Annotated in this window: 20 protein-coding genes; 18 read left to right on the top strand and 2 right to left on the bottom strand. The window is 46.2% G+C overall.

The annotated features are described in order from the left end of the window. Positions 1-61 precede the first annotated feature (61 nt). Together QFZ78_RS06255 and QFZ78_RS06250 are read left to right on the top strand one after the other, a co-directional pair. Positions 62-511 (top strand): hypothetical protein, encoded by a 450-nt coding sequence (locus QFZ78_RS06255; RefSeq protein WP_307546165.1) that lies wholly within the window; start codon positions 62-64, stop codon positions 509-511. Between the two features lie 69 nt (positions 512-580). Beyond that, complete coding sequence (locus QFZ78_RS06250; protein ID WP_307546164.1) at positions 581-1,513, top strand: dihydrodipicolinate synthase family protein; 933 nt, start codon at positions 581-583, stop codon at positions 1,511-1,513. A 918-nt stretch (positions 1,514-2,431) separates the two neighbouring features. Here the strand turns inward: QFZ78_RS06250 and QFZ78_RS06245 are convergent. Then, complete coding sequence (locus QFZ78_RS06245) at positions 2,432-3,301, bottom strand: AraC family transcriptional regulator (protein ID WP_307546163.1); 870 nt, start codon at positions 3,299-3,301, stop codon at positions 2,432-2,434. 165 nt (positions 3,302-3,466) lie between these two features. Between QFZ78_RS06245 and QFZ78_RS06240 the strand changes: the two genes are divergently transcribed. From QFZ78_RS06240 to QFZ78_RS06205, 8 genes are all read left to right on the top strand, one after another. Continuing rightward, positions 3,467-4,420 carry an N-acetylneuraminate lyase gene (locus QFZ78_RS06240; RefSeq protein WP_307546162.1) on the top strand — a complete coding sequence of 318 codons (954 nt, stop codon included), beginning with the start codon at positions 3,467-3,469 and terminating at the stop codon, positions 4,418-4,420. Then, positions 4,417-4,884, top strand: coding sequence for a NanQ anomerase/TabA/YiaL family protein (locus QFZ78_RS06235; protein ID WP_307546161.1), 468 nt, complete (start codon positions 4,417-4,419; stop codon positions 4,882-4,884). Before QFZ78_RS06240 ends, QFZ78_RS06235 begins: the two co-directional genes overlap by 4 nt. A 255-nt stretch (positions 4,885-5,139) precedes the next feature. After that, the gene (locus tag QFZ78_RS06230; protein WP_307546160.1) at positions 5,140-5,652 is read left to right on the top strand and encodes an ABC transporter substrate-binding protein; all 513 of its coding nucleotides are present in this window, start codon (positions 5,140-5,142) and stop codon (positions 5,650-5,652) included. Continuing rightward, positions 5,636-6,472, top strand: coding sequence for an extracellular solute-binding protein (locus QFZ78_RS06225; protein WP_307555516.1), 837 nt, complete (start codon positions 5,636-5,638; stop codon positions 6,470-6,472). Before QFZ78_RS06230 ends, QFZ78_RS06225 begins: the two co-directional genes overlap by 17 nt. Before the next feature lie 105 nt (positions 6,473-6,577). Beyond that, positions 6,578-7,441, top strand: coding sequence for a carbohydrate ABC transporter permease (locus QFZ78_RS06220; protein ID WP_307546159.1), 864 nt, complete (start codon positions 6,578-6,580; stop codon positions 7,439-7,441). Positions 7,442-7,480: 39 nt separating this feature from the next. Further along, the gene (locus QFZ78_RS06215) at positions 7,481-8,299 is read left to right on the top strand and encodes a carbohydrate ABC transporter permease (protein WP_307546158.1); all 819 of its coding nucleotides are present in this window, start codon (positions 7,481-7,483) and stop codon (positions 8,297-8,299) included. A 115-nt stretch (positions 8,300-8,414) separates the two neighbouring features. Beyond that, positions 8,415-9,992, top strand: a complete 1,578-nt coding sequence (locus tag QFZ78_RS06210; protein WP_307546157.1) for a response regulator — start codon at positions 8,415-8,417, stop codon at positions 9,990-9,992. After that, positions 9,989-11,629, top strand: a complete 1,641-nt coding sequence (locus QFZ78_RS06205; RefSeq protein WP_307546156.1) for a sensor histidine kinase — start codon at positions 9,989-9,991, stop codon at positions 11,627-11,629. Before QFZ78_RS06210 ends, QFZ78_RS06205 begins: the two co-directional genes overlap by 4 nt. A gap of 89 nt (positions 11,630-11,718) precedes the next feature. Here the strand turns inward: QFZ78_RS06205 and QFZ78_RS38465 are convergent, their stop codons facing one another. Continuing rightward, the gene (locus tag QFZ78_RS38465; RefSeq protein ID WP_373461105.1) at positions 11,719-11,982 is read right to left on the bottom strand and encodes a TetR-like C-terminal domain-containing protein; all 264 of its coding nucleotides are present in this window, start codon (positions 11,980-11,982) and stop codon (positions 11,719-11,721) included. Between the two features lie 343 nt (positions 11,983-12,325). On the opposite strand from QFZ78_RS38465, the gene QFZ78_RS06200 reads away from it, so the two are divergent. The 8 genes from QFZ78_RS06200 to QFZ78_RS06165 all read left to right on the top strand — a co-directional run bounded on the left by QFZ78_RS06200 (position 12,326) and on the right by QFZ78_RS06165 (position 21,256). Beyond that, on the top strand, positions 12,326-13,231 hold the full coding sequence (locus QFZ78_RS06200) for an RNA polymerase sigma-70 factor (protein ID WP_307546155.1): 906 nt from the start codon (positions 12,326-12,328) through the stop codon (positions 13,229-13,231). A 764-nt stretch (positions 13,232-13,995) separates the two neighbouring features. Next, the gene (locus QFZ78_RS06195; RefSeq protein WP_307546154.1) at positions 13,996-14,475 is read left to right on the top strand and encodes a carboxymuconolactone decarboxylase family protein; all 480 of its coding nucleotides are present in this window, start codon (positions 13,996-13,998) and stop codon (positions 14,473-14,475) included. Positions 14,476-14,615: 140 nt separating this feature from the next. Beyond that, positions 14,616-15,095 carry a carboxymuconolactone decarboxylase family protein gene (locus QFZ78_RS06190; RefSeq protein ID WP_307546153.1) on the top strand — a complete coding sequence of 160 codons (480 nt, stop codon included), beginning with the start codon at positions 14,616-14,618 and terminating at the stop codon, positions 15,093-15,095. A gap of 27 nt (positions 15,096-15,122) precedes the next feature. Continuing rightward, a complete protein-coding gene (locus tag QFZ78_RS06185; RefSeq protein WP_307546152.1) occupies positions 15,123-15,884 on the top strand; it encodes an SDR family oxidoreductase in 762 nt (253 codons plus the stop codon). Between the two features lie 492 nt (positions 15,885-16,376). Then, complete coding sequence (locus tag QFZ78_RS06180) at positions 16,377-17,783, top strand: MATE family efflux transporter (RefSeq protein ID WP_307546151.1); 1,407 nt, start codon at positions 16,377-16,379, stop codon at positions 17,781-17,783. A gap of 319 nt (positions 17,784-18,102) precedes the next feature. Continuing rightward, on the top strand, positions 18,103-19,593 hold the full coding sequence (locus QFZ78_RS06175; RefSeq protein WP_307546150.1) for a glycoside hydrolase family 32 protein: 1,491 nt from the start codon (positions 18,103-18,105) through the stop codon (positions 19,591-19,593). Next, positions 19,542-20,486 (top strand): hypothetical protein, encoded by a 945-nt coding sequence (locus QFZ78_RS06170; RefSeq protein ID WP_307546149.1) that lies wholly within the window; start codon positions 19,542-19,544, stop codon positions 20,484-20,486. The genes QFZ78_RS06175 and QFZ78_RS06170 overlap by 52 nt, the downstream gene beginning before the upstream one ends. After that, positions 20,483-21,256, top strand: a complete 774-nt coding sequence (locus tag QFZ78_RS06165; protein WP_307546148.1) for an SDR family NAD(P)-dependent oxidoreductase — start codon at positions 20,483-20,485, stop codon at positions 21,254-21,256. Before QFZ78_RS06170 ends, QFZ78_RS06165 begins: the two co-directional genes overlap by 4 nt. Positions 21,257-21,283: the final 27 nt, after the last annotated feature.

Below are 21,283 nucleotides of genomic sequence, written 5' to 3'. Positions count from 1 at the left end.
GTATCAGGAAGGTTTGAAGCTTTGTGAGGTAAGTATCCTTCCGCTTGAGGACGGTACGCTGGTGGCCTTTTTGCGGGAAAACTCCGGTGAAGGCTGGGATTGTTATAAATCGATATCCTACGACCAGGGAGAAAGCTGGATAGGTCTGTTTCGAATGCCGCTGCCAGGATGCCATCGACCAATATCCGGTTTGTTGCAGAGCGGACGCGTGCTTATCACATATCGGTTCATGCAGGGCGGTAAGGGATGGCTCGGCACATGGACGCAAAATTTCTTTGCTGCTTTGACGGATCAGGAATCAGCCAAGGCGCAGGACCGGCGCGATCAGTGGACACGGATCTTGCCGGTCGATTTTGACCGCAGTCCTGTGGCCGATCTCGGCTACTCCGGATGGGTGCAGTTTGAGGATGGGGAAATCTACGTTGTGCAGTACATTGTTGACGACGCGCCGAAGGGGCAAATCCGGGGGTACAGCCTCCGAGAAGACGACTTTTTACTGGCAGCGGAATAATAGGAAAGGCCAATATGCCCATCCATAATGGGCTGTTGGCCTTTTCTCAAAGAGAAGGAGCGTAAACCTATGAAACCAATGGCTGGACATGAAATTGTAGGAAACTGGGGAACTCTGATGCTTCCCGTAAACGAGGATGATCGAATTGACTTTATCCGATTGGAGCAAGTCGTCGATTACTTGGCGGGACTCGGGCTGAATGGGATTTACACAAACGGAACGGCTGGAGAGTTTTACACTCAAAGCGAGGAGGAGTACATCCGTATCAGCGAGCTTGTGGCAGACCGATGTGAGCGTAATGGCGTGCCGTTTCAAATCGGTGCGAGCCATATGAGCCCGCAGCTCTCCCTGGAATGGATTAAGCGTGCGGTGACGTACCGGCCGGGCGCCATTCAGGTGATCCTGTCCGACTGGTTTCCACTTAAAGACGACGAAGTAATCGACTGTTTGAAGCGGATGGCGGAGGCGGCTGACGGCATCGGACTTGTGCTGTACAATCCGCCACACGCCAAGCGGGTATTAGTCCCAGAGGTATACGGCAAGCTGAAGCAGGCGGTACCGAGTCTAGTCGGCATCAAGCTGGCCGGAGGCGACTCGGCGTGGTATGAAGCCATGAAGCTGTATGCACAAGGTATTTCTATCTTCGTTCCGGGCCATTACCTCGACACCGGCTATTCACAGGGTGCTCATGGAGCCTACTCAAATGTTGGTTGTCTCAACCCGCTCGGGGCACAGCGCTGGTACGACCTAATGACCTCTGACCTTCCTCGCGCACTTGAGATTGAGATGAGGATTCGAGGGTTCATGGCGGATTATATCGCTCCTTTCATCACGGAGCAAGGCTATTGTAATGCAGCCTGTGACAAGCTTATGTCGGTCATCGGCGGAAGGTCAGATGTGGGCAGCAGAATGCGCTGGCCGTACCGGAGTATTCCGGAATTCGAAGCTGAGCGTTTGCGGTCTATCGCTTACGAATTGATTCCGGAGATTATGAAGGCTTAAGCCTTCCTCGTAAGGTTTACCATGAAATCGGATATACACCTGCAGGGCGTTGGCCAAGTGTCGGTTTATTCCCAAGTACGTAACTATGTTTTTCTCGCGTTTAGATTGCTTTGCATCAACATTTATAAACACTCTCAACCAAAGACTGAGCTGGTTCTTCTTATTGGGATGCCTTGGAAACGGATGTATTCATCGCAAAGTGCGGGGAACGCGTGGGAGTGACTTGATAGTGAGAAAACGCATAAATCGGAGGATACCTCTGGAACCTCCATAGAGTGAGAGGCCAAAAATGCTCTTTTCAGATACTCTAAGTAAAGTAGTATGTAAATCCTGAGAAGGCAGAAAAGGCTTTCTCGGAGGTTCGCATGCAGCGAAAGTGGCGCGAGACGTCTGAAAAGGTCCTCTCAGGTGCTGAGAGAAGGAAAGTTAGCGGGTTTTGCGTCCTGAGAAGGCAGAAAAGGCTGTCTCGGAGGCTCGAATGCATTGAAAGTGGCGCGAGACGTCTGAAAAGGTCCTCTCAGGTGCTGGGAGAAGGCAAGTTAGCGGGTTTTGCGTCGTGAGAAGGCAGAAAAGGCTGTCTCGGAGGCTCGAATGCAGCGAAAGTGGCGCGAGACGTCTGAATAGGACCTCTAAGCTGCTGAGATAAGGCAAGTTAGCGGGTTTTGCGTCCCAGAGAAGGCATAAAGGGTAGTCTCGGGGGCCCAAATGGAGCGAAAGTTTCTGAGGCGTCTGAAGAAGCAGGAACACGAAGACGGCAGCGCCACGATTTGGATGAGCGAAATCGATCGTATGTTTGGCACTTTGGTGAGCAAATCCGGCAGTCTCCGTCATGATCATACCAAACGGTCTTTCTCTCAACGATTTCTTATTGTCGGCGGAATCGTCGTAGAGGACAATATGCAGGGTCAAGCACTGCCTTCAATGCCGTACTTGACCCTGCTGCTCCCGGTATTGACGCGGGGTCATCCCTTTAATGCGAAGAAACGCGCGAGAAAATGTGGGATATGAGGAAAACCCGGACTCAAATGCGACCTGTGAAATGGGCAGGTCGGAGGAAATCAGCAGGCTGCAGGCATGCCGAATTCGAAGTTCGTGAAGGAAATCAACAAAATTGATGCCGAGTGCTTCTCCAAATTGTGTACTTAGCCAAGTTGGGTGCATATGAAAACGCTCGGATAATGACGTTAACGATAATGGATCTAGGTAATGGTCGTAGACATACTGCACAACCGGCCAAATGCCGTTTGAAGATACAGAACGCTGTTTCTCGGTCTGGTTCTGGTCGTGTTGACCACTGTTTCGGACAAACAGCGACAATGCCTCCAGCAGCAGTGCTCTGAGCATGATCGGCCTCCAAGCGAGCGATGATTCATGCTCCTGATATAGCCGTTCCCACAGCTGCAGTCCTTCCTCATAGGCTTTGCCTTGTAAGTGAATATAGGCCGGTTGAGCGTTGTCTCTGCCTAGTAAAAGCTCATGCAAACCCCAAGCGGATTCGGGACCTGCGGTGAGCAGCTTCATATCGAAATTGCAGATGTACATCTGCAGCGTCTCATCTGTATGGGCCCGGTATTCGTGAATCTGGTAAGGAAGCAGGAGCACGATCGTGCCAGGGAGCAGATCATGCTCGGTCCCATTAATTCGCTCTATGCCTTTTCCTTCCAAGACGAATGAAAATTCGATGAAATCGTGACGATGGGAGGGAACAGAGGTGTATCTCTTTTTTTTCATATGAAAAGGAAAGTCCGAATCGATATTTGGGTATTCGAAAAGGTATTGTGGATACATGGTATGCTGTTTCGCCTCCTAGCTCTATTATACTTGCTTCGTTTTCGTAAAGAAATGAAAGGTTTTATAAAAAAATGAACTATGCACTGTCGCCCAGCGAGCTACAATACAGTCATCACAAACAAACTATAGATGCGCCGCAGCGCATGAGAGAGGGCGAACCCAATGACCAATCCAATCAAAAACCGCGATTCGTTTCGCGGCATCTTTACAGCGCTTCTGACTCCAATGTACGAGAATGGTGCGATTGACTTTGATTCTTTGACACGTCTGGTTGAGCATCAAATCGAACAAGGTATTCATGGATTTTATGTAGGTGGCAGTACAGGCGAAGGGTTTATTTTGACAAGTGAGGAACGCAAGCAAGTGTTGGAAGTAGTTGTACGAGCAGCAGCCGGTCGCGTGACAATTATTTCGCATGTAGGCTGCATCAGTACGATGGAGTCAATTAATCTAGCCAAACATGCCGAGCTTCAAGGTGTCGATGCGGTATCGGCGGTTGTTCCTTTTTATTATAAAGTTTCAATGAAAGAAATACGCGAGCATTATGAAGCTATTATGGCGGCAGTGTCTCTGCCGATGATCGTCTATCATTTTCCAGGTGCAACAGGAGTCAGCTTGTCGATGGACTTCTACGAGCAAATGAGTCGAAATCCACAATGTATCGGTGTTAAATTTACATCGCTTAATTTGTTTGAAATGCAGCAAATCCGCGCTAGGTGCGGTCAAGATTTTCTCATATTTAATGGACATGATGAAGTGTATTCGGCAGGTGCATATGCAGGTGCGAACGGCGCCATCGGCAGCACATTCAACATGATGCCCGGATTATTCGCTCAAATGTACGAGTTAATCGTGTCAGAGGATCGACCTCGTATGGCGTCTATACAGTCGATGCAGGCGGAAGCCAACGAGGCAATCGCGCATATGATTCAATTCGATGTCATCGCTTATGAGAAGTATATGTTGTATCTTCAAGGCATTTTGGCAACGCCAACCGTCCGGCAGCCGCTGAAGCAATTTACTACAGAAGAGCGTGAGCAGATTGAATCGTTCTATGCACAGAGTGAAGTGCTGAAACGTTACAGAAAGCAGGCCATAAGTGAGGGATCGATTTGATTATTGATAGGATCAGCCAATGGGAGCAAAACCAGGGGCAGTACGGTGAAGCCGTGCGGCGCGCTCTCGCCTATATCTCGAAAGTTAATGTCGCTGACATGCCTTCTTTGCTCGAGATGGATGGAAAGCGAATGTTCGTTATGAAGCAGTCGCCAACGACCGGAACCTTTGAGGAAAAGCTGGCTGAGATTCACGCGCAGCATGCGGACATCCATCTCGTGGTAGAAGGAGAGGAATGGCAGGGCGTTGCTTCTGCCACTGGGAACAACAGAATGGTGGAGGATCGGCTGGAAGAGAGCGATTATGCGCTGTTTGAGCATGTCGAGAACGAGACACGCATCTTGCTCCGTCCAGGCGACTTTAGCATATTTTGGCCAGGGGAAGTTCACCGCCCGAACTGCCATCCTAAGGGCAGCGTGCATTTAGTGAAGCTGGTCGTCAAGATCCATCGCGATTTGTTTTAAATGTAAAGCGACAAAAGCATCCCGAAACCTAGCTGGTTTGTAAGATCAGCACTTTGGTTAGGGATGTTTTTGCGTTCCTGCCAAGTCGTGTCTAACGTTTTATGGATGAGCGAAGGTGGTTTGTCTCCAAGGAAGTTAATTTTGTATTGTAAAATGCTAATTTACGCATGTTAAACTGATCTGCGTTTTTCTTTATAATCAAAGTAACAAATCACATCAGCGTGTTTGTTACCAAAAAGATATAGGGGTGAATACATGGAAAAGATCGTAAAAAAAGGACTCTCTATTTTATTAATTACAGGTGTTGCAGCGGGCTGTGCATCGAATCAGGATCCAAAGCCGCAAGCTGGAGGGAACGTTAAGCCGATCACGCTAACCATGTGGGCAGGCACGGGATTTAAAGATATAGAAGGTTACGAAAGCAAGAACTATGGAGACTGGGAAAAGCAGAAGGCGCAGGAATTTCAAAAGCTTCATCCGAACGTTACCGTTAAAGTCGAATCCGTTCCTTTCTCAGATATTGAGCAGAAGGTGAATGTGGCTGTAGCGGGGAACAATCCTCCAGACATTTTATATGACAACATTCCGATCCGGATCAGCAAGCACGCACGAAAAGACGTGTTGATCGAACTTGATGATGTAGTCAAAGATGATAAAGCAGACTGGAAGGAAGCTTTTCTCAACATGGGAACGATCAATGGAAAATTGTATGCACTGCCATTAGGCAGCGTTCCACAGGTCGTCTTTTTGAATAAAACCATTTTTTGAGAAAAAAGGAGTTACCGTACCTAAGGATCGTTCTTGGACTTGGAATGAAATGAAGGATGCCTTGAAAAAGGTAGCTGACAAAAATACGTATGGCATCGCCTATTTCGCGAAAAACGAGCAAGCAGACCAACTGATGGTCAGCAATGTGCTTGCCGCAGGAGCCCAGTGGGCGAACAAGGATATCACGGAATATACCGTCAATAGTTCCGAAGGTGTTGAAGCCCTCTCCTTTATGCTGAGCTTGCAGGAGGAAGGACTGGTTGCTCCGGGTACCGCTACAATGGATGTGAACGGGAACTTTGAGCTCTTCAAACAGGGCAAGCTTGCCATCTTGAATCACACTTCCCCAGTTTATGGCGATCTGGAAGCAGGTAAGAAGAACGGAGCGGTTGATCCGTCCGTAGAAGCTTTCGGGATTATCCCCGTCGTGAAAGAAGGGGTTACCCCGCGAATCACGGTTACAGGTGAGAACGGGTACGCAATCTTTAAACAGGACGATCCAGAGAAGAAGAAGATGGCTGTCGAGTTCGTAAAGTTCTTGACCCAACCGGAGAACATTAAAGCGATTAATAAGGCAACTTATGGGATCTCAGCGCGTAAATCAGGCACTTATGAGATTACGAATAAAGACGCCGCAGAGGTATTTGAGCAGTTAAATAAATTGGAAATTGTCGACTTGGGTAAAAACAAAGCCTACTTCTCAACGCTAAGACAAAAGTTTTATCCAGAAATGCAAGCAGCCTTCCTGAAGGCGAAGAGCCCGAAGCAGGCGCTAGACGATTTCGTTAAAAATGCGAACGAACTGGCAGCTAAGAAGTAAGAATACAGGTGTAGAATTATTTCGTCCTAGTCTGTCGTACAGTACTGGGACGAAAATGTTTATACGGTTAACGACATGATGAGGAATAGCTGAGGTGTTTTGCAAATGAAGCTTCGCGAATGGCTGTGGAGTTACTTTTTTATCGGACCTAACTTATTGTTTCTATTCGTATTTTTAGTATTTCCGTTGTTTTATACGTTTTACTTAAGTTTTTTTGAAGCCGATATTTATTCCTCCGTCTTTATTGGATTTGACAATTATAGCAATTTGTTTGGGGAAGAATTGTTTCGTAAAGCATTCGTGAACACATTCTATTTTGTTCTGATCATCGTTCCCTGCGTCATCGTCATTTCACTGGTCATCGCAGCGTTCATGCAGGGATTCCATAAGGTTTCCAAAAGCTTTTTTCGGCTTATATTTTATTTGCCAGTCGTTAGTACGCCGGTCGTGTTATCGTTGGTGTGGGCCTGGATGTACAATCCTAGCTTTGGCATCATCAAGTATTTCTCCGAGGTACTTGGCTTCGGTTCAGTCGATGTGTTTTCAGGACAATTAAGCGCGATTTTGGCGCTTTCCGGTATCGTTGTCACCTGGATGGTAGGTCAGCCAATCATCCTGTATTTGTCGGGGATGGACGGCGTGCCAAAGGATCTATACGAGGCCGCTGAAATTGACGGGGCAGGTGCGCTGAGAACGTTTTTCAGCATTACACTTCCGATGATTTCACATACGACGCTATTAATCGTGATCACTTCGACAATTAGTGTGTTCCAAATTTTCGTTGTTATCCATTTAATTACAGGGGGCGGCCCGTTTCATGGAACGGAATCGCTTGTGTACACCATTTACCGGACGGCGTTCGTATCTTTGGAATTCGGTAAAGCGTCAGCTCAAAGCGTTATCCTGTTTTTTATAATTTTGATTATCTCGCTGCTGCAATTCCGACTCATGAAAACAAAACTGGATTAAATCCATCAGCGCAGACTTGATAGAGGAGATATGAAGCGGATGAAATTACATGTTGTCTCCAGGTACGCTTTTCTTTTGATCATTTCGATCGTTTTTATTTTTCCGTTATATTGGATGTTTACAGGCTCTTTTAAATCCCAAGTATCGATCTGGGCAACTCCTCCCGAATGGTTTCCGAACCAGCTTAAGATTGTCAATTACGAGCATATTTTCTCCACGACTCCTGCACCGCTTTGGGTGTTTAATAGTGTGTTCACAAGCTTGGTAACCGTCGTTTTTGTTGTTATTTTCTCGGCAATGGCGGGATATGCTTATGCCAAGAAAAAGTTTCCTGGCGATAAAGTATTGTTCATTGTAGTGATTGCGACGATGATGATGCCGACTCAAGTCACACTCGTCCCCTTGTACATTATTTGCAGGGAGCTTGGGTTGATCGACAGTTACTTGGGAGTTATTCTACCAGCGATCGCCTTCCCGTTCGGGGTGTTCATTGTACGGCAGTTCGCCAAATCAATTCCTGATGAAATTATAGAATCGGCCAGAATCGATGGGTCTGGGGAAATCCGAATGTTTGCAACCATTGTGCTTCCGCTGCTACTTCCAGCACTTGGGGCACTGTCCATCTTCGCATTTATGCACACCTGGAATGATTATTTGTGGCAGCTTATTATATTGCAGTCCAAGGAAAAGCTAACGCTTCCACTTGGCATTTCGACGATTACGTATTCGGAGAACAACGTGAATTATGGCTATGCAATGGCTGGAGCATCCTTGGCGGCTGTTCCCATGATTATTTTCTTCCTGCTGCTGCAGCGAAGCTTTATTAAAGGAATCACGTTAGGCTCGGTTAAGGGATAAGCGGATCGGCTAAAGTAGGAAAGAAGACCTGTAGCTTGCTATATAGGTCTTCTTCTTGCGGATAGGTGTTCTGGCTCATGGCATCTTAGGTTATAATTGTTGAGGGGGTGATCACATGAATATCATTGTTGTAGAGGACGAGGTCGACATTTTAAGGGGAATTCAAGAGGTCATCGAACACAGTGGGCTGCTTTTTAACCAAGTCTTCGCTGTAACTACCGCAGAGGAAGCACTCCTACTAATCGAAAAATACAGGCCGGAAATCATTTTGACGGATATTTTGCTTCCTGAAATGACAGGTTTGGATATGTTGGAATCGGTAAAAGCGTTCGACTATTTGCCAAAAGTGATCGTAATCAGCAGCTACAGTAATTTTATGTACGCCCAGCGCAGTATTCAATTGGGAGCGGTCGATTATATCCTCAAACCGTCACCTAAAGAGGAACTTACCGAAAAAATCAGTCTTGTATATGAAATGGTTCAGCGTGAGCTCGTTAGTCAGGAACGGCTGAAGAATCAAACCGTCTTCGCACGTCTTGGCACGGAAGCGCTTAAGGAAAAGTTCGTTTTGGGGCTGTGTATGCAAAAGACTTCGCTGCAGGAGCATATTCATCATCGTCTTCAGGTGTGGAACTTGCAATGGTTGGAGACACAGTCCTACGTTTCTATTTCTTTAAGTATAAACAGGGAGGATATAAGAGGCAGGGAAGATAAGGATATAAATCTAGACCTCTTTGCCATTGGCAATATAGCAGAGGAAGTGTTGAAGAACTACCATCCATCCGTAATGATCCGCAGTATTCACCATGATTGGGTCATCCTTACTGCATGGGAACATGAGCAGTCGGTTGCTGAAGAGATCCATGAACGGGTATTGAAATATCAATATATCAGTCCCGCTATTGGAATTAGCAATCGCATGCACTCTTTTCAAGCCATTTCGGAAGCTTATGAGCAAGCGCGCAAGGCGCTCAAGGTTGCCTTATTAAACAGCAGTCGAGGGATCGCCAGTTATGCGGATATCACAGATCGGATCGGTTATGAAGATGGAGGACCTATCAGTGAATGGGTGGCTGAAGGGGTGCTGGAAGGGGACACGGAGCTAATCAACCGGTATATGGAGGAAACCATCCATCACTTCATGCTAGACAGGGATGTGAACAAGACTGGCGATTTGACGCTCAAATGCTTTGAATGGATCCTGGAAATTCATTCCTATCTTGCAGAGAAGATTGAAATGGAAATCAGCCATTTTACGCTGGAACTTTGGGAAAAGGCGGAGCGCTGCCCGACAGTGGATGATTTAAAGCGGCTTCTGCGGGATCATCTTTACGAACTGATGAAGCTCGTAGCTGAGCAGCAGCATCCTAGCTTGCCGAATTTCATCATTGATAAAGCGAAGCAGATCATCGATGAGAAGTACGGAAAAGCCATTACCCTTCAGAGCGTAGCTGATGAGTTGAGTATTCACCCGGTATGGCTGAGCAGGCTGTTCAAGAAAGAAACGGGACAAAATTTTCTGGATTACTTAACCGAAATCCGCATCGAACAAGCGAAGCATTTGCTGCGCAGCACACATTTGAAAATTTATGAGATTGTTGAAATGATCGGTTATCAGGAGATCCAATATTTCGGTAAGCTGTTCAAAAAGAGAACGAATATGACTCCAAAGGAGTTTAGATCAGGCAAATGAAAGCGTTTAGAATCAGGAATCTCACCTTATTTGTCAAAATGTTCATTCTCCTGTTTTTGTCCGTTTCGGTGCCGGTTGCGATTCTTGGAGTGTGGTACTTTGACAAATCCAGCGAACAAATCGAGCATATTACATCAGCCTTGCTCACGGAAAATTTGCAGCAGAATCGAATGCGTATCGAGCAATTCTTCTGGCAGACGGAGCTCCATTCTGAATCGATTATCGCCTCTCAGAAACTGGAGGTGCTTGATAATCAAATTGAGGATCGCTTGTTCTTAAGCAGATCACTCTCGTTAATGAATGAATTAAAGGGAAATTATGAGCTGTCTATTTACCCACCAGATGTAGAGAGGTACAAAACGTATTCTTTACTGATTCAATCAGGAGTGAAATCGCCCGACTCGGAGTGGATACAAAAAGCGATTCGACTAAAGGGCAGGGGCTTTTGGTATTTCCAGAACGATACGTTCGTTTTCGCAAGAATGATTCGGCAGATGTCCGATCTAAGGCCTCTGGCGGTAATCCAATTGAGCTTTCCGGCAGCATTAGTGAACCAGCAGCTTCTGTCGCCAGCGGAATACCCAAACTTTCAGCATTACATCGTTGATGACGATCTCGGAACCGTTTTGTACACAGGCTCGGATCGGGAACTTTCCCAGAAAAAAGATATGTTCATATCCGATATTCCACTATCCAATGCACCATGGAAACTAGTCGCCGCCATCCCTGAGAAGGATTTGATTGGCCCAGTGGAGACGATCAAACGTTTCTCCATACTGCTCGTTCTGGTAAGTATTGGTTTGATTTCGATGCTGCTCGCTCTGATTACAAACGGTTTTATTTCCCCGATTAAATATGTAGTCGGTCAAATGAAAAAGGCGCAGTTGGGACAGCTAGTACCAAGCGAGAGGTATGGAGAACGCAACGATGAAATCGGTCAGCTGGCACGAGGGTACAATTCCTTAATTTTCAGCCTAGAGGAACTGCTCGTTACAACGAAACAGATGGAGTCCGAGAAGTCTCGAACGGAAATGCAAATGTTGATTCATCAGATTAACCCACATTTCCTTTACAATACGCTCGACGCGATTAAATGGAGAGCAGATCACGTGAAGGAAGTAACGATTGCGGATATGGTCACCTCGTTAAGCAATTTAATTCGATACAGCATTAATAACGGTGAAGAGTTCACGACAGTCGAGCGGGAAGTTGAGCACGTCAAAAGCTATCTGAGTATTGAGTCATTGCGAAACCACGATACGTTTCAAGTCATCATGAATGTTCAGCCCCGTGTCTTGAATGTGCCGATATTGAAATTAATTATCCAACCGCTTGTAGAGAATTCTGTGCGGCATGGGCTCAATAAGCTGCCGACTGGACAGGGGAAAATTCTCGTCCGCGTTTTTATCGAAGGCGATGAGCTGGTTTGCACAGTGGAGGATAACGGACCTGGGTGCTCGGAAGAATGGCAAGCTCGAATGAGCAGTCCAGATCTGCCTTCAGGGCAGACTGGGGGGGTTGGACTATATAATGTCAATCGCAGGCTGAATATTCGCTTTGGCACCAAGTATGGGGTGTCTTTGACCAAGAGGGAACATGGAGGATGCAAAGCGACGATTCGCCATCCGCTGATGTGAACAAGACAAACAAATGCAGATCAAACTCCAATCGGAGAATGGACTGCATTTGTTATTTGGCTGTCATCGATTTACGGAGGGCAGACTTTCTATTTGTTCACTGGATAGATATCATTTCTCTCAATCAATCTCCTAAGCTGCTCCGCCATATACTCAGGGGAATGCGGCATTTTATGCCGGATCCACAACTCTTCGATACCAACGAATCCGAGGCCACAAATTGGGCATTCAGTTGGCGGTGAAGAACAGTTAGTTTCCTCGAAATAAACAAATACTGGCTTAAGTTCACTGGTTAGCTTTGTTATTCCCCGATTTTCTTCATTTATACTACAAAAAGTGATCAGGCTGCTCAAATGGTCATCAATGCATTTATCTAGTAAATCGTATTTGTCGCTATCAACGAATGACAAATAATCAACACGCGTTGAATAATTTCATTTGTATATTGGATCACGGGACACGTCTCTTCAAGATTTATTGAGATTTATGTCACACATTGGCATCGCCAATTGTCTTATCAGTGACAAAACCAAAAAAATGAAGGAAACAACAATGAAATTACATAATAATTTACAAACAAAATCCGAAAGTGCTTATTTTACCTAAATTAATTATTTAATGGAATGGATCATTTCGATTTGTTTAATAATAAGTAGATATGTGCGAGATTTTTCGAAGGATAGAAAGGTGGATATTATGCAAAGTTATACAATTGATCCATCATTTAATAACATTGAAGATTTGTATAAAACCTACAAGCCTCATTTATTTTCAATTGCTTACCGTATGCTTGGTTCTAAATCAGATGCAGAGGATATGGTTCAAGATTTGTTTATAAGTATACATGGATATCTAAATGACAACATTAATAATATCAAATCGTACTTGAGCAAAATGATGATCAATCGTTGTCTGAACGAATTAAAATCTGCACGAAAAAAAAGAATAAGTTACGTAGGTAATTGGCTTCCAGAACCCACAGTGCGATTCAACGATCGTAGTCCGTTAGATAGCGTTGAGCGTCATGATACGATTTCTTATGCTTTTCTTATTCTTATGGAGAAACTTACGCCGTTGGAACGAGCTGTGTTTATCTTAAGAGAAGTCTTTGCCTATGAACATAGTGAAATTGGAGAAATGGTTAACAAGTCAGAAGTCAATTGCCGTAAAATATTCAGTCGTGTCAAGAAAAAAGTAGATTTATCCTCAGAAAAAAATGATGTGCTATCAACGCATCTTCTGCAAGAAAATGAATTGGTGACTCGTTTCATTTCTGCTCTTTCGAATGGTAACATTCAATCAGTGGTGGACATGTTAACAGAGGATGTCATATTGATTGCCGACGGTGGAGGAAAAGTGTCCGCCGCAATCCATCCTATATATAGTAGAGAACGAGTGCTCACCATTTTGAACGCCCTTTCGTCAACTCGATTTCCCGAATCTAAGGCACAGTTGGTCGAGGTCAATGATCAACCAGGAATATTGTTAACCAAAGATGGTATTTCAACCGGGGTCATTTGTTTTGAATGGGATGCCCAAACGAAGACCATTCAACGAATTTACATTATAGTGAATCCCGATAAATTAAAGCACTTAAACTGAATTCCATAGAACTCGCTGGGACTAAGTAAACCAGCTTAATTGAGACTCGACGTTTTACGGCGTTGGTGTATACTGCCTATACTCCATTAAATCAAGGGAATGATAATGTAGACGAAAGTAAAAGAAGCTGATAAGAAACGGACTCTTAGTTGTAGCAAGCGATGAGATGGACGATATTTATCAGCGACGTTTCCGCTACCGATCATACTCTTGTACCTGAGGGCGCACAGTTGCTTCAGAGGATTGCTTTGATAGTGATGAACAACGCAAAACATACCTGGATGAGAAAATTATGCAGATGGAAGCCCTCTTTGATAAGCATTATCATGGCTTGCGCGAAGTTACCGCGGTGAAACGAAGTGTAGCATTATCTATCGTTCAGGAAGTTCATCAAGCATTACAAAGTGTATAAGTCAATCCAATAGTCAATCCATAAAAGCTGACCCAACTCTGACATTTTGTTAGAGGTTTGGTCAGTTTTTTTATACATTTGAATTGTTCAGATCGATTTGTTAAATAATGAAAAGATGTTGTGTGATTTTCATTTTTAGTTGTGGTGTGGCATTGGAGAGTTTGGAGAGACTGGCAACGTTGCCATTCAACCATTTTGTACTTCTTGCTTGCTAATTTGGCTTTTGGATGCAGTAATCGCTTTGATATATTTCTCTGGGGTTCCGATTGAATGATTATTTTAGGTTTCTATGTCACACATTGAAGTCGCCAATTGTCTTATTAGTGTCAAAAAAAATAGGAGGTACACAGTTATGACACAACGATTAAACTATATGCAGCAATCACCAGAGCTTTTCAAAAAAATGATGGAATTCAGCAACGCCGAGAAGGAAAGTGCAATTGAAGAGAAGATCCTCGATCTCGTTCACATTAGAGCTTCACAAATGAATGGGTGCGGGTTCTGTCTGGATATGCACGTCAAGCAAGCAAAAATCCACGGTGAGAGCGAGCTTCGCCTCTATCACATTTCGATTTGGCGGGAATCGACGTTGTTTGTTCCACGAGAACGGGCTGCGCTGGCATGGACCGAGATCCTGACCAAACTGCCTGAGCAAGGTGTGCCCGACGAATTGTATGACCGTGTTCGAGGACAGTTCTCTGAAAAAGAAATCTCTGATCTAACTTTCTCAGTTATGGCGATTAATGCATGGAATCGCATCAACGTAGCCTTCAAGACTGTACCGGGTTCGGCTGATGCAGCGTTTGGATTGACGAAAGCTGGTCTGAGCTAATTAGTTACAAAGCAAAGTACAGTTCGCGTGTCTTGCCACGCAAGCTAAGTTCCGGGTAAAAATAAAAAGAAACGTTTTATGTCACACATTGAAGTCGCCAATTGTCTTATTAGTGTCAAAAAAATAGGAGGTACACAGTTATGACACAACGATTAAACTATATGCAGCAATCACCAGAGCTTTTCAAAAAAATGATGGAATTCAGCAACGCCGAGAAGGAAAGTGCAATTGAAGAGAAGATCCTCGATCTCGTTCACATTAGAGCTTCGCAAATGAATGGGTGCGGGTTCTGTCTGGATATGCACGTCAAGCAAGCAAAAATCCACGGTGAGAGCGAGCTTCGCCTCTATCACATTTCGATTTGGCGGGAATCGACGTTGTTTGTTCCACGAGAACGGGCTGCGCTGGCATGGACCGAGATCCTGACCAAACTGCCTGAGCAAGGTGTGCCCGACGAATTGTATGACCGCGTTCGAGGACAGTTGTCTGAAAAAGAAATCTCAGATCTGACTTTCTCAGTAATGGCGATTAATGCATGGAATCGCATTAACGTAGCCTTCAAGACTGTGCCGGGTTCGGCTGACGCAGCGTTTGGATTGACGAAAGCTGGCCTGAGCTAATCAGTTACAAATCTAGGAGGAATTAATATGAAAATTGTAGTTATTGGTGGAAGTGGACTCATTGGATCAAAACTTGTAAAAAACCTTCGTGTGCTTGGCCATGAGGCAGTGGCGGCATCACCTTCCTTAGGCATCAACACGATCACTGGCGAGGGACTCGCTGAAGCGCTTAGCGGCGCTCAGGTTGTCGTCGACGTGACAAACTCGCCTTCGTTTGAGGACGAGGCAGTTATGGAGTTCTTCGTGACTTCAAATAAGAACCTTCTTGCTGCTGAAGCAATCGCTGGAGTAAGTCATCACGTTGCGCTGTCGGTCGTTGGTACCGACCGACTTCTCCAAAGTGGTTATTTCCGCGCGAAAATGGCCCAAGAAGAGCTAATCAAGACTTCCAAGGTTCCTTATACGATCGTCCGCGCGACGCAATTCTTCGAGTTCGTCGGCAGCATCGCCTATGTGGCTACTGAAGGGGAAACCGTTCGTTTACCTTCTGCCCTTACGCAGCCTATGGTTTCGGATGATGTTGCAGCCGCGTTGGTCGATTTCACACTTGGGGCGCCAGTGAATGGAATTGTCGAGGTAGCTGGTCCAGATCAGATTCGTCTTGACGAACTTGTTCGACAATACTTGAGCGCAAATCAAGACCCACGTCAGGTTGTCACAGACGCCAACGCGCTCTACTTCGGATCAGTAGAGGTGAATGATCAATCTCTCGTTCCGAGCGATAGCAACGCACGCATCACTACGACACGTTTCCATGATTGGCTTAGCCGCTCAGCACCTCAGGGGTAATTCAGCAAAGCATGATCGACGCCTAGGTTGTCGTATAGCGAAGCAGTTGCCCACGAGAATCAAGATGTAAATGAAAGGAGATCCGGTCGTTTACGGGTCTTCTTTTCATTGTTTCAGCTTATCTGGAGGGATGCGTTAGCCGGATATACCGGGAGAAAGCCCAATCTTTTGTATTGGAAGCTTGACACAATTTATCAAATCATTAAGCTCTACTGTTGAATGCTTCCGATGGGAATATCATGATAGTGGTGAAATACAAGACAGAAATATAAAACTTAGGCCCTCAGCCCGTGCTGTGGTCCTTTTTTTGCTATTCAACTACGACCGGGCAGGATAGCGGGGTTAACTGTTGAATATTGCTTGGTATGATTTCAATCTAATGGGGAACGAGAACTCAAGAAAGTGGTTTGTGATCTATAGTGAACCATTGGTTGTACTTGTTCCCGCAGTTGCGGCGACTTCGGACGTTCTCGGATGGGAAGTGAACCTAGTATGATTCCGTTTCGTTATAAGGCTCGATGCCATGCTATTTTGAACAAATATCTTTCAGGGGAATCTATTGATTACCGACAGGTCATATCGCTGCTTCTTCCGATCCTCATCGACCAAGCGTTCCTAGTCGGCTTAAGCTTGGTGAACACCGCGATGATCAGTTCGTCAGGGGTGGCGGCGATCAGCGCGGTAAGTATGGTCGATTCGCTCAATCTCTTCCTGGTTAATGTCTTCGTCGCCTTGGCGACCGGAGGCACGGTGGTTGTGGCGCAGTACAAGGGCAGCGGGAATGAAAAGATGGTATCCAGGGCGGCGGCAGCTTCGCTTTCCGCGGTGACTTTGGTTGCGGTAACGCTCAGCCTGGTCGTCCTCCTATTTTATCATCCGATCCTGAAATTTCTCTTTGGAACGGCGGATCCGGAGGTGTTCGACCATGCCGGCACTTACATGGTAGGAAGCGCTGTATCTTACCTCGGAATCGCGTTCAAGGAAGGAGTCAGCGGAGCGCTGAGGGGGATTGGAAGGACTAGAGTGACATTGGCGTTGTCCCTAATCCTGAACCTTTCTTACGTATTGCTGAACGTCTTGTTCGTTCATTTTTTGGAAATGGGAGTACTAGGTTTGAGCGTGGCTTTGAATATTTCCCGTTATTTGGCAGCGGTATGCGCATTGTACTACCTGCTCCGTATGGATGCCAGCCTGCGAATTCGCCTTAAGGATTTGATGGACTGGAATTTTTCCATGTTTAAGAAAATCATGTTCATCGGGCTGCCGTTCGCTGCGGAGCAGTTGTTCTTTAACGGGGGAAAAATGTTAACCCAAATCTACATCGTCAGTCTAGGCACTTATGCGATTGCAACTAACGCCATCAGTTCCGTACTCGCTATGCTTTTACAAATCCCCGCCATCGCATTGTCTACAGCACTAGTCACGGTGGTAGGGCAATGCATAGGGAGGGGGAATATTCAGGATGCCCGCAAATTTACGAGGTCGTTTCTGTGGCTGGCGTCTGGCTCCCTTGTGGTGACGGGGCTTATTTTGATCCCGTTCTTTAAGCCTCTGGTTAGTCTGTTCCGCCCACCGGCCGAAATCATGGATGATCTGTATCTCATTATGCTGGTAAATATTTTAGCCCAAATCCCTCTATGGCCGATCAGTTTTCTGCTACCGGGCGCGTTGCGTGCAGCGGGGGATTCTCGTTTCACCTCCATCGCTTCGATGCTGACCATGTGGCTGTTCCGGGTTGTGCTCGGTTATGTGTTTGGTATCACGCTAAACTACGGGGTATTCGGGGTGTGGGCGGCTATGCAATTGGAGTGGGGCGTTCGCGGTGCAATCTTCCTGTGGCGTTATCGCGGGGAGCGGTGGTACAAGCACCGCCTGGTAGAGCCCGCGAGCGGGAAGTAATAGGGGAATATAAATCATATAAACACAGGACGAGGCTGCCAGCTTGATTGGCAGCCTCTTACGTTAACGGGCAGGTACGCGTAATTCTCAACAAATATGAAAAAGTTCCTGATAATCAATGTTTTTGACACTGGCGTACAAATAGAGGTGGTTTCTTTTCTTCTGGTTCATTAAGTGAATCGTTCGGATTCCCACAAATTTTTGATCAATAAACAACAAAATACCACTATTAATTTTGGGATTATGTAGGTTATAATGAAAGCGACAACCAAGATCCTTCATAATCTTTCGAAAACCCTCTAAAAAAGGAAGGAGATTGATGATGCTTACATCCGAACACTTGGAAACCCGTCACCTGGAAGCGATCCGAAAAGCGCAGGAATCAATCGATTTGCTAGCTGTAGGGGTATCCCACGATCCGCACCGGCTGGCCTATCACTTTATTTCGCCATCCTGCTGGATAAATGACCCCAACGGAATGATTTATTTTCGTAAGGAATACCACTTGTTCTATCAAATTCATCCATTTAGTGCTCAAAATGGTTTGAAGCATTGGGGGCATGCAAAAAGCCGAGATCTTATTCATTGGGAGCATTTGCCTATCGCTCTTGCACCCACCGAAGAATTCGAAAGAAACGGATGTTTCTCAGGCAGTGCGGTTGATAACAATGGAACGATGACAATTATTTATACCGGTAATGTGAATGGCCCGGATAAAGTACAAGTGCAATGCGTCGCCTCCAGTGAAGACGGTATTTATTTTCGGAAATATGTTGGCAATCCAGTTATCGATAAGTTTCCCGAGGAGGGTTCAAAGGATTTCCGAGATCCAAAGGTATGGATGCATGAGGATGTCTGGTATATGGCTGTCGGTTCAGGAAAGGATGGGCGTGCGAATGCACTCTTATACAAGTCAGACGATCTGACGGCTTGGACTTATGTCAGCGTAATGGCCAACGGCCTTGATGGACAAGGGAGAATTTGGAACTGCCCGGATTTCTTCCGATTGGACGGAGTGGATGTACTTCTTGCTTCCCCAGCAGTGTCGCCAACAGAGCGGGATATCCGCACCAATATTTACATGATTGGCCAAATGGATTATGAGACGGGAAGATTTACCCAAGTTTCAGATGGGGATATAGATCTCGGTCCTGACTTTTATGCACCTCAGACATTGATTGACGGCCTCGGTAGAGTTATCCTGTTCGGTTGGATGGATATGTGGTGGAATCCGATGCCGACACAAGCCTACGGATGGACGGGGGCTATGACCATTCCGCGTGTCGTTACACTTGACGGGAATGGAAAGCTTGCATTCACGCCAGCGCCAGAGCTTCAGCAGCTTCGGAGCAACGAGCAACAATTTGGTGCCATCCGCTTGTCGCCTGAGCAAACGGATCTGCTCGATGAGGTCAAGGGAGATTGTCTTGAAATAGAAGCCATCATACATATAAATGAAAGCGATGCCAATCGCTTCGGGTTTCGGTTGCGTCGTTCTGCAGACAGCTCACAAGAGACTGTTGTTACCTGCTATCTGACGAACGGCGAACTGATCGTGGATCGAACGAGATCGGGTATAGTAGACGGAGGCATAAGAGTTATTCAGTTGATGCCGGCGGCGAATGGAAAACTGAAGCTGCAAATATTCCTGGATCGTTCCTCTTTGGAGCTATTCGCGAATGACGGTCAAACGACGGCTTCCTTCCGTATTTACCCAGATCCGCAAAGCTTAGGAATCAGCGTTTTTGCCGAGGGAGGATGCATCCAGTTCGAATCCTTGGCGATCTGGAAGTTAAACGCGATATGGTAGAAGTTGCACCGATCGTGCTGCGCTCCCATAGTCTGGAGGTCACAGTTCGAAAGCCAGGTACCAACTACAACGGTTCGAGATTTGATTGGACAGGTTGGGTCTCTAGCATTACGTTGCACAATCGCCACACTTTTTGTGCGGATGAATCGTTGACGCCAGGTGAGGGAACGGGTGGTTCTGGACTCTGCAATGAATTTGGCATTTTTCAGCCAATTGGTTACGAGGAAGCGCTTCCAGGAGGGCAGTTCCCGAAGCTGGGTGTCGGTCTCTTGACCCGTCCGGATGAAGCGAGCTACAAATTCTCCCGTCCGTACATGGTTGAACCTTTCTTCATAGAAACAAAGGCAGACGATTCGAAAGTGACGTTCACCGTTCACGCGCACCCATGTAATGGATACGCGGCAAAGCTCGTTAAAACCTTATCTGTGAAAGATAACTTGCTTTCCATTGCGTACGAGTTAGTCAATTTGGGTGAAAAAACAATTGTAACGCATGAATACTGCCATAATTTCGTAGCATTAAACGGAAATCCTCTCGGACCAGACTATCGGCTGAAGTTGCCAATGACACCTACGTTCCCCAGCGAGCCTAGTTCTCTATTTGATTTCAAAGATGGGTATATGACCTGGGCTTATACGCCGGAACAACCGTTTTACTCACGCTTAAGCGGACCTTTTCCTCCAGGCTTGCAATGGGAATTGACGCATAAGTCTGGTGTAGGGATGCGTGAATCCGTTGATTTTTCCCCTGCATTCATCGCGCTTTGGGGGGACGCTCATGTGATCTCGCCGGAGGTATTTATGGAGATTGCCGCGCATTCGGGTCAAATGATTCGTTGGGTAAGGCAGTTTGATTTTTTCGAGCGCCATATGGATGGAGGGACGGGCGGATGAGCGGGAAAACAGCACTCGTTACAGGGGGAAGTCGTGGAATCGGTCGCGGGATTGCGCTGGCCATGGCAGCCAGGGGTTATGATATCGCGATCTGTCATTGGAAGGATGCAGATAACGCTCATCTCACGGCAAGGGAGATTGAAAACCAACTAAACCGCCAATGCGTTGTATTTGAAGGGAACTTAGAGGAGGAGGAGGAGCCTCTTAAATTAGCGAAGGAAGCCATTCGAACGCTGGGTCATCTCGACGTTCTCGTTAATAATGCCGGTGTTACGATTTTTCAGAATGCGGCCAATATGGAGCTAGAAAAAATCAATCGATTACTCCACCTCGATTTACGCGCTCCATTACTTCTTATGCAGTTGGTGTCTAGTCATATGATCGAACATGGGGTCCGTGGAAGCATACTTAATATCACCTCAACTCGGGGAGAGAGGGCTTATCCGGGAGATGCTGTATACGGCGGTGTCAAGGCGGCGCTGACTCGAGTAACGGCTTCGATTGCACTGGATTTGGCGCCATATGGGATCCGCGTGAACTGCATTGCTCCAGGGGCAATTCAAACAAATGACAATCGAAGTGACTATTATCGCAAGTTCGGTCAGCGAATTCCTCTGGAACGTCCTGGTACACCGGAAGATATAGGAAAGGCCGCTGTATGGCTTACCTCAGATGAGGCGTCCTATATAACGGGAACGACCATTCGCGTCGATGGCGGACTCATTCTGCCAGGGATGCCAGAAACGGAGGAAGGTATCGGTTGGAGCTAGAGGAGTTCTAAACCACAGCAATCAGCT

Source organism: Paenibacillus sp. V4I5 (assembly GCF_030817255.1).
In the GTDB taxonomy this organism is placed as follows: Bacteria; Bacillota; Bacilli; order Paenibacillales; family NBRC-103111; genus Paenibacillus_E.
This window is presented reverse-complemented; position numbering and strand designations above follow the sequence as displayed.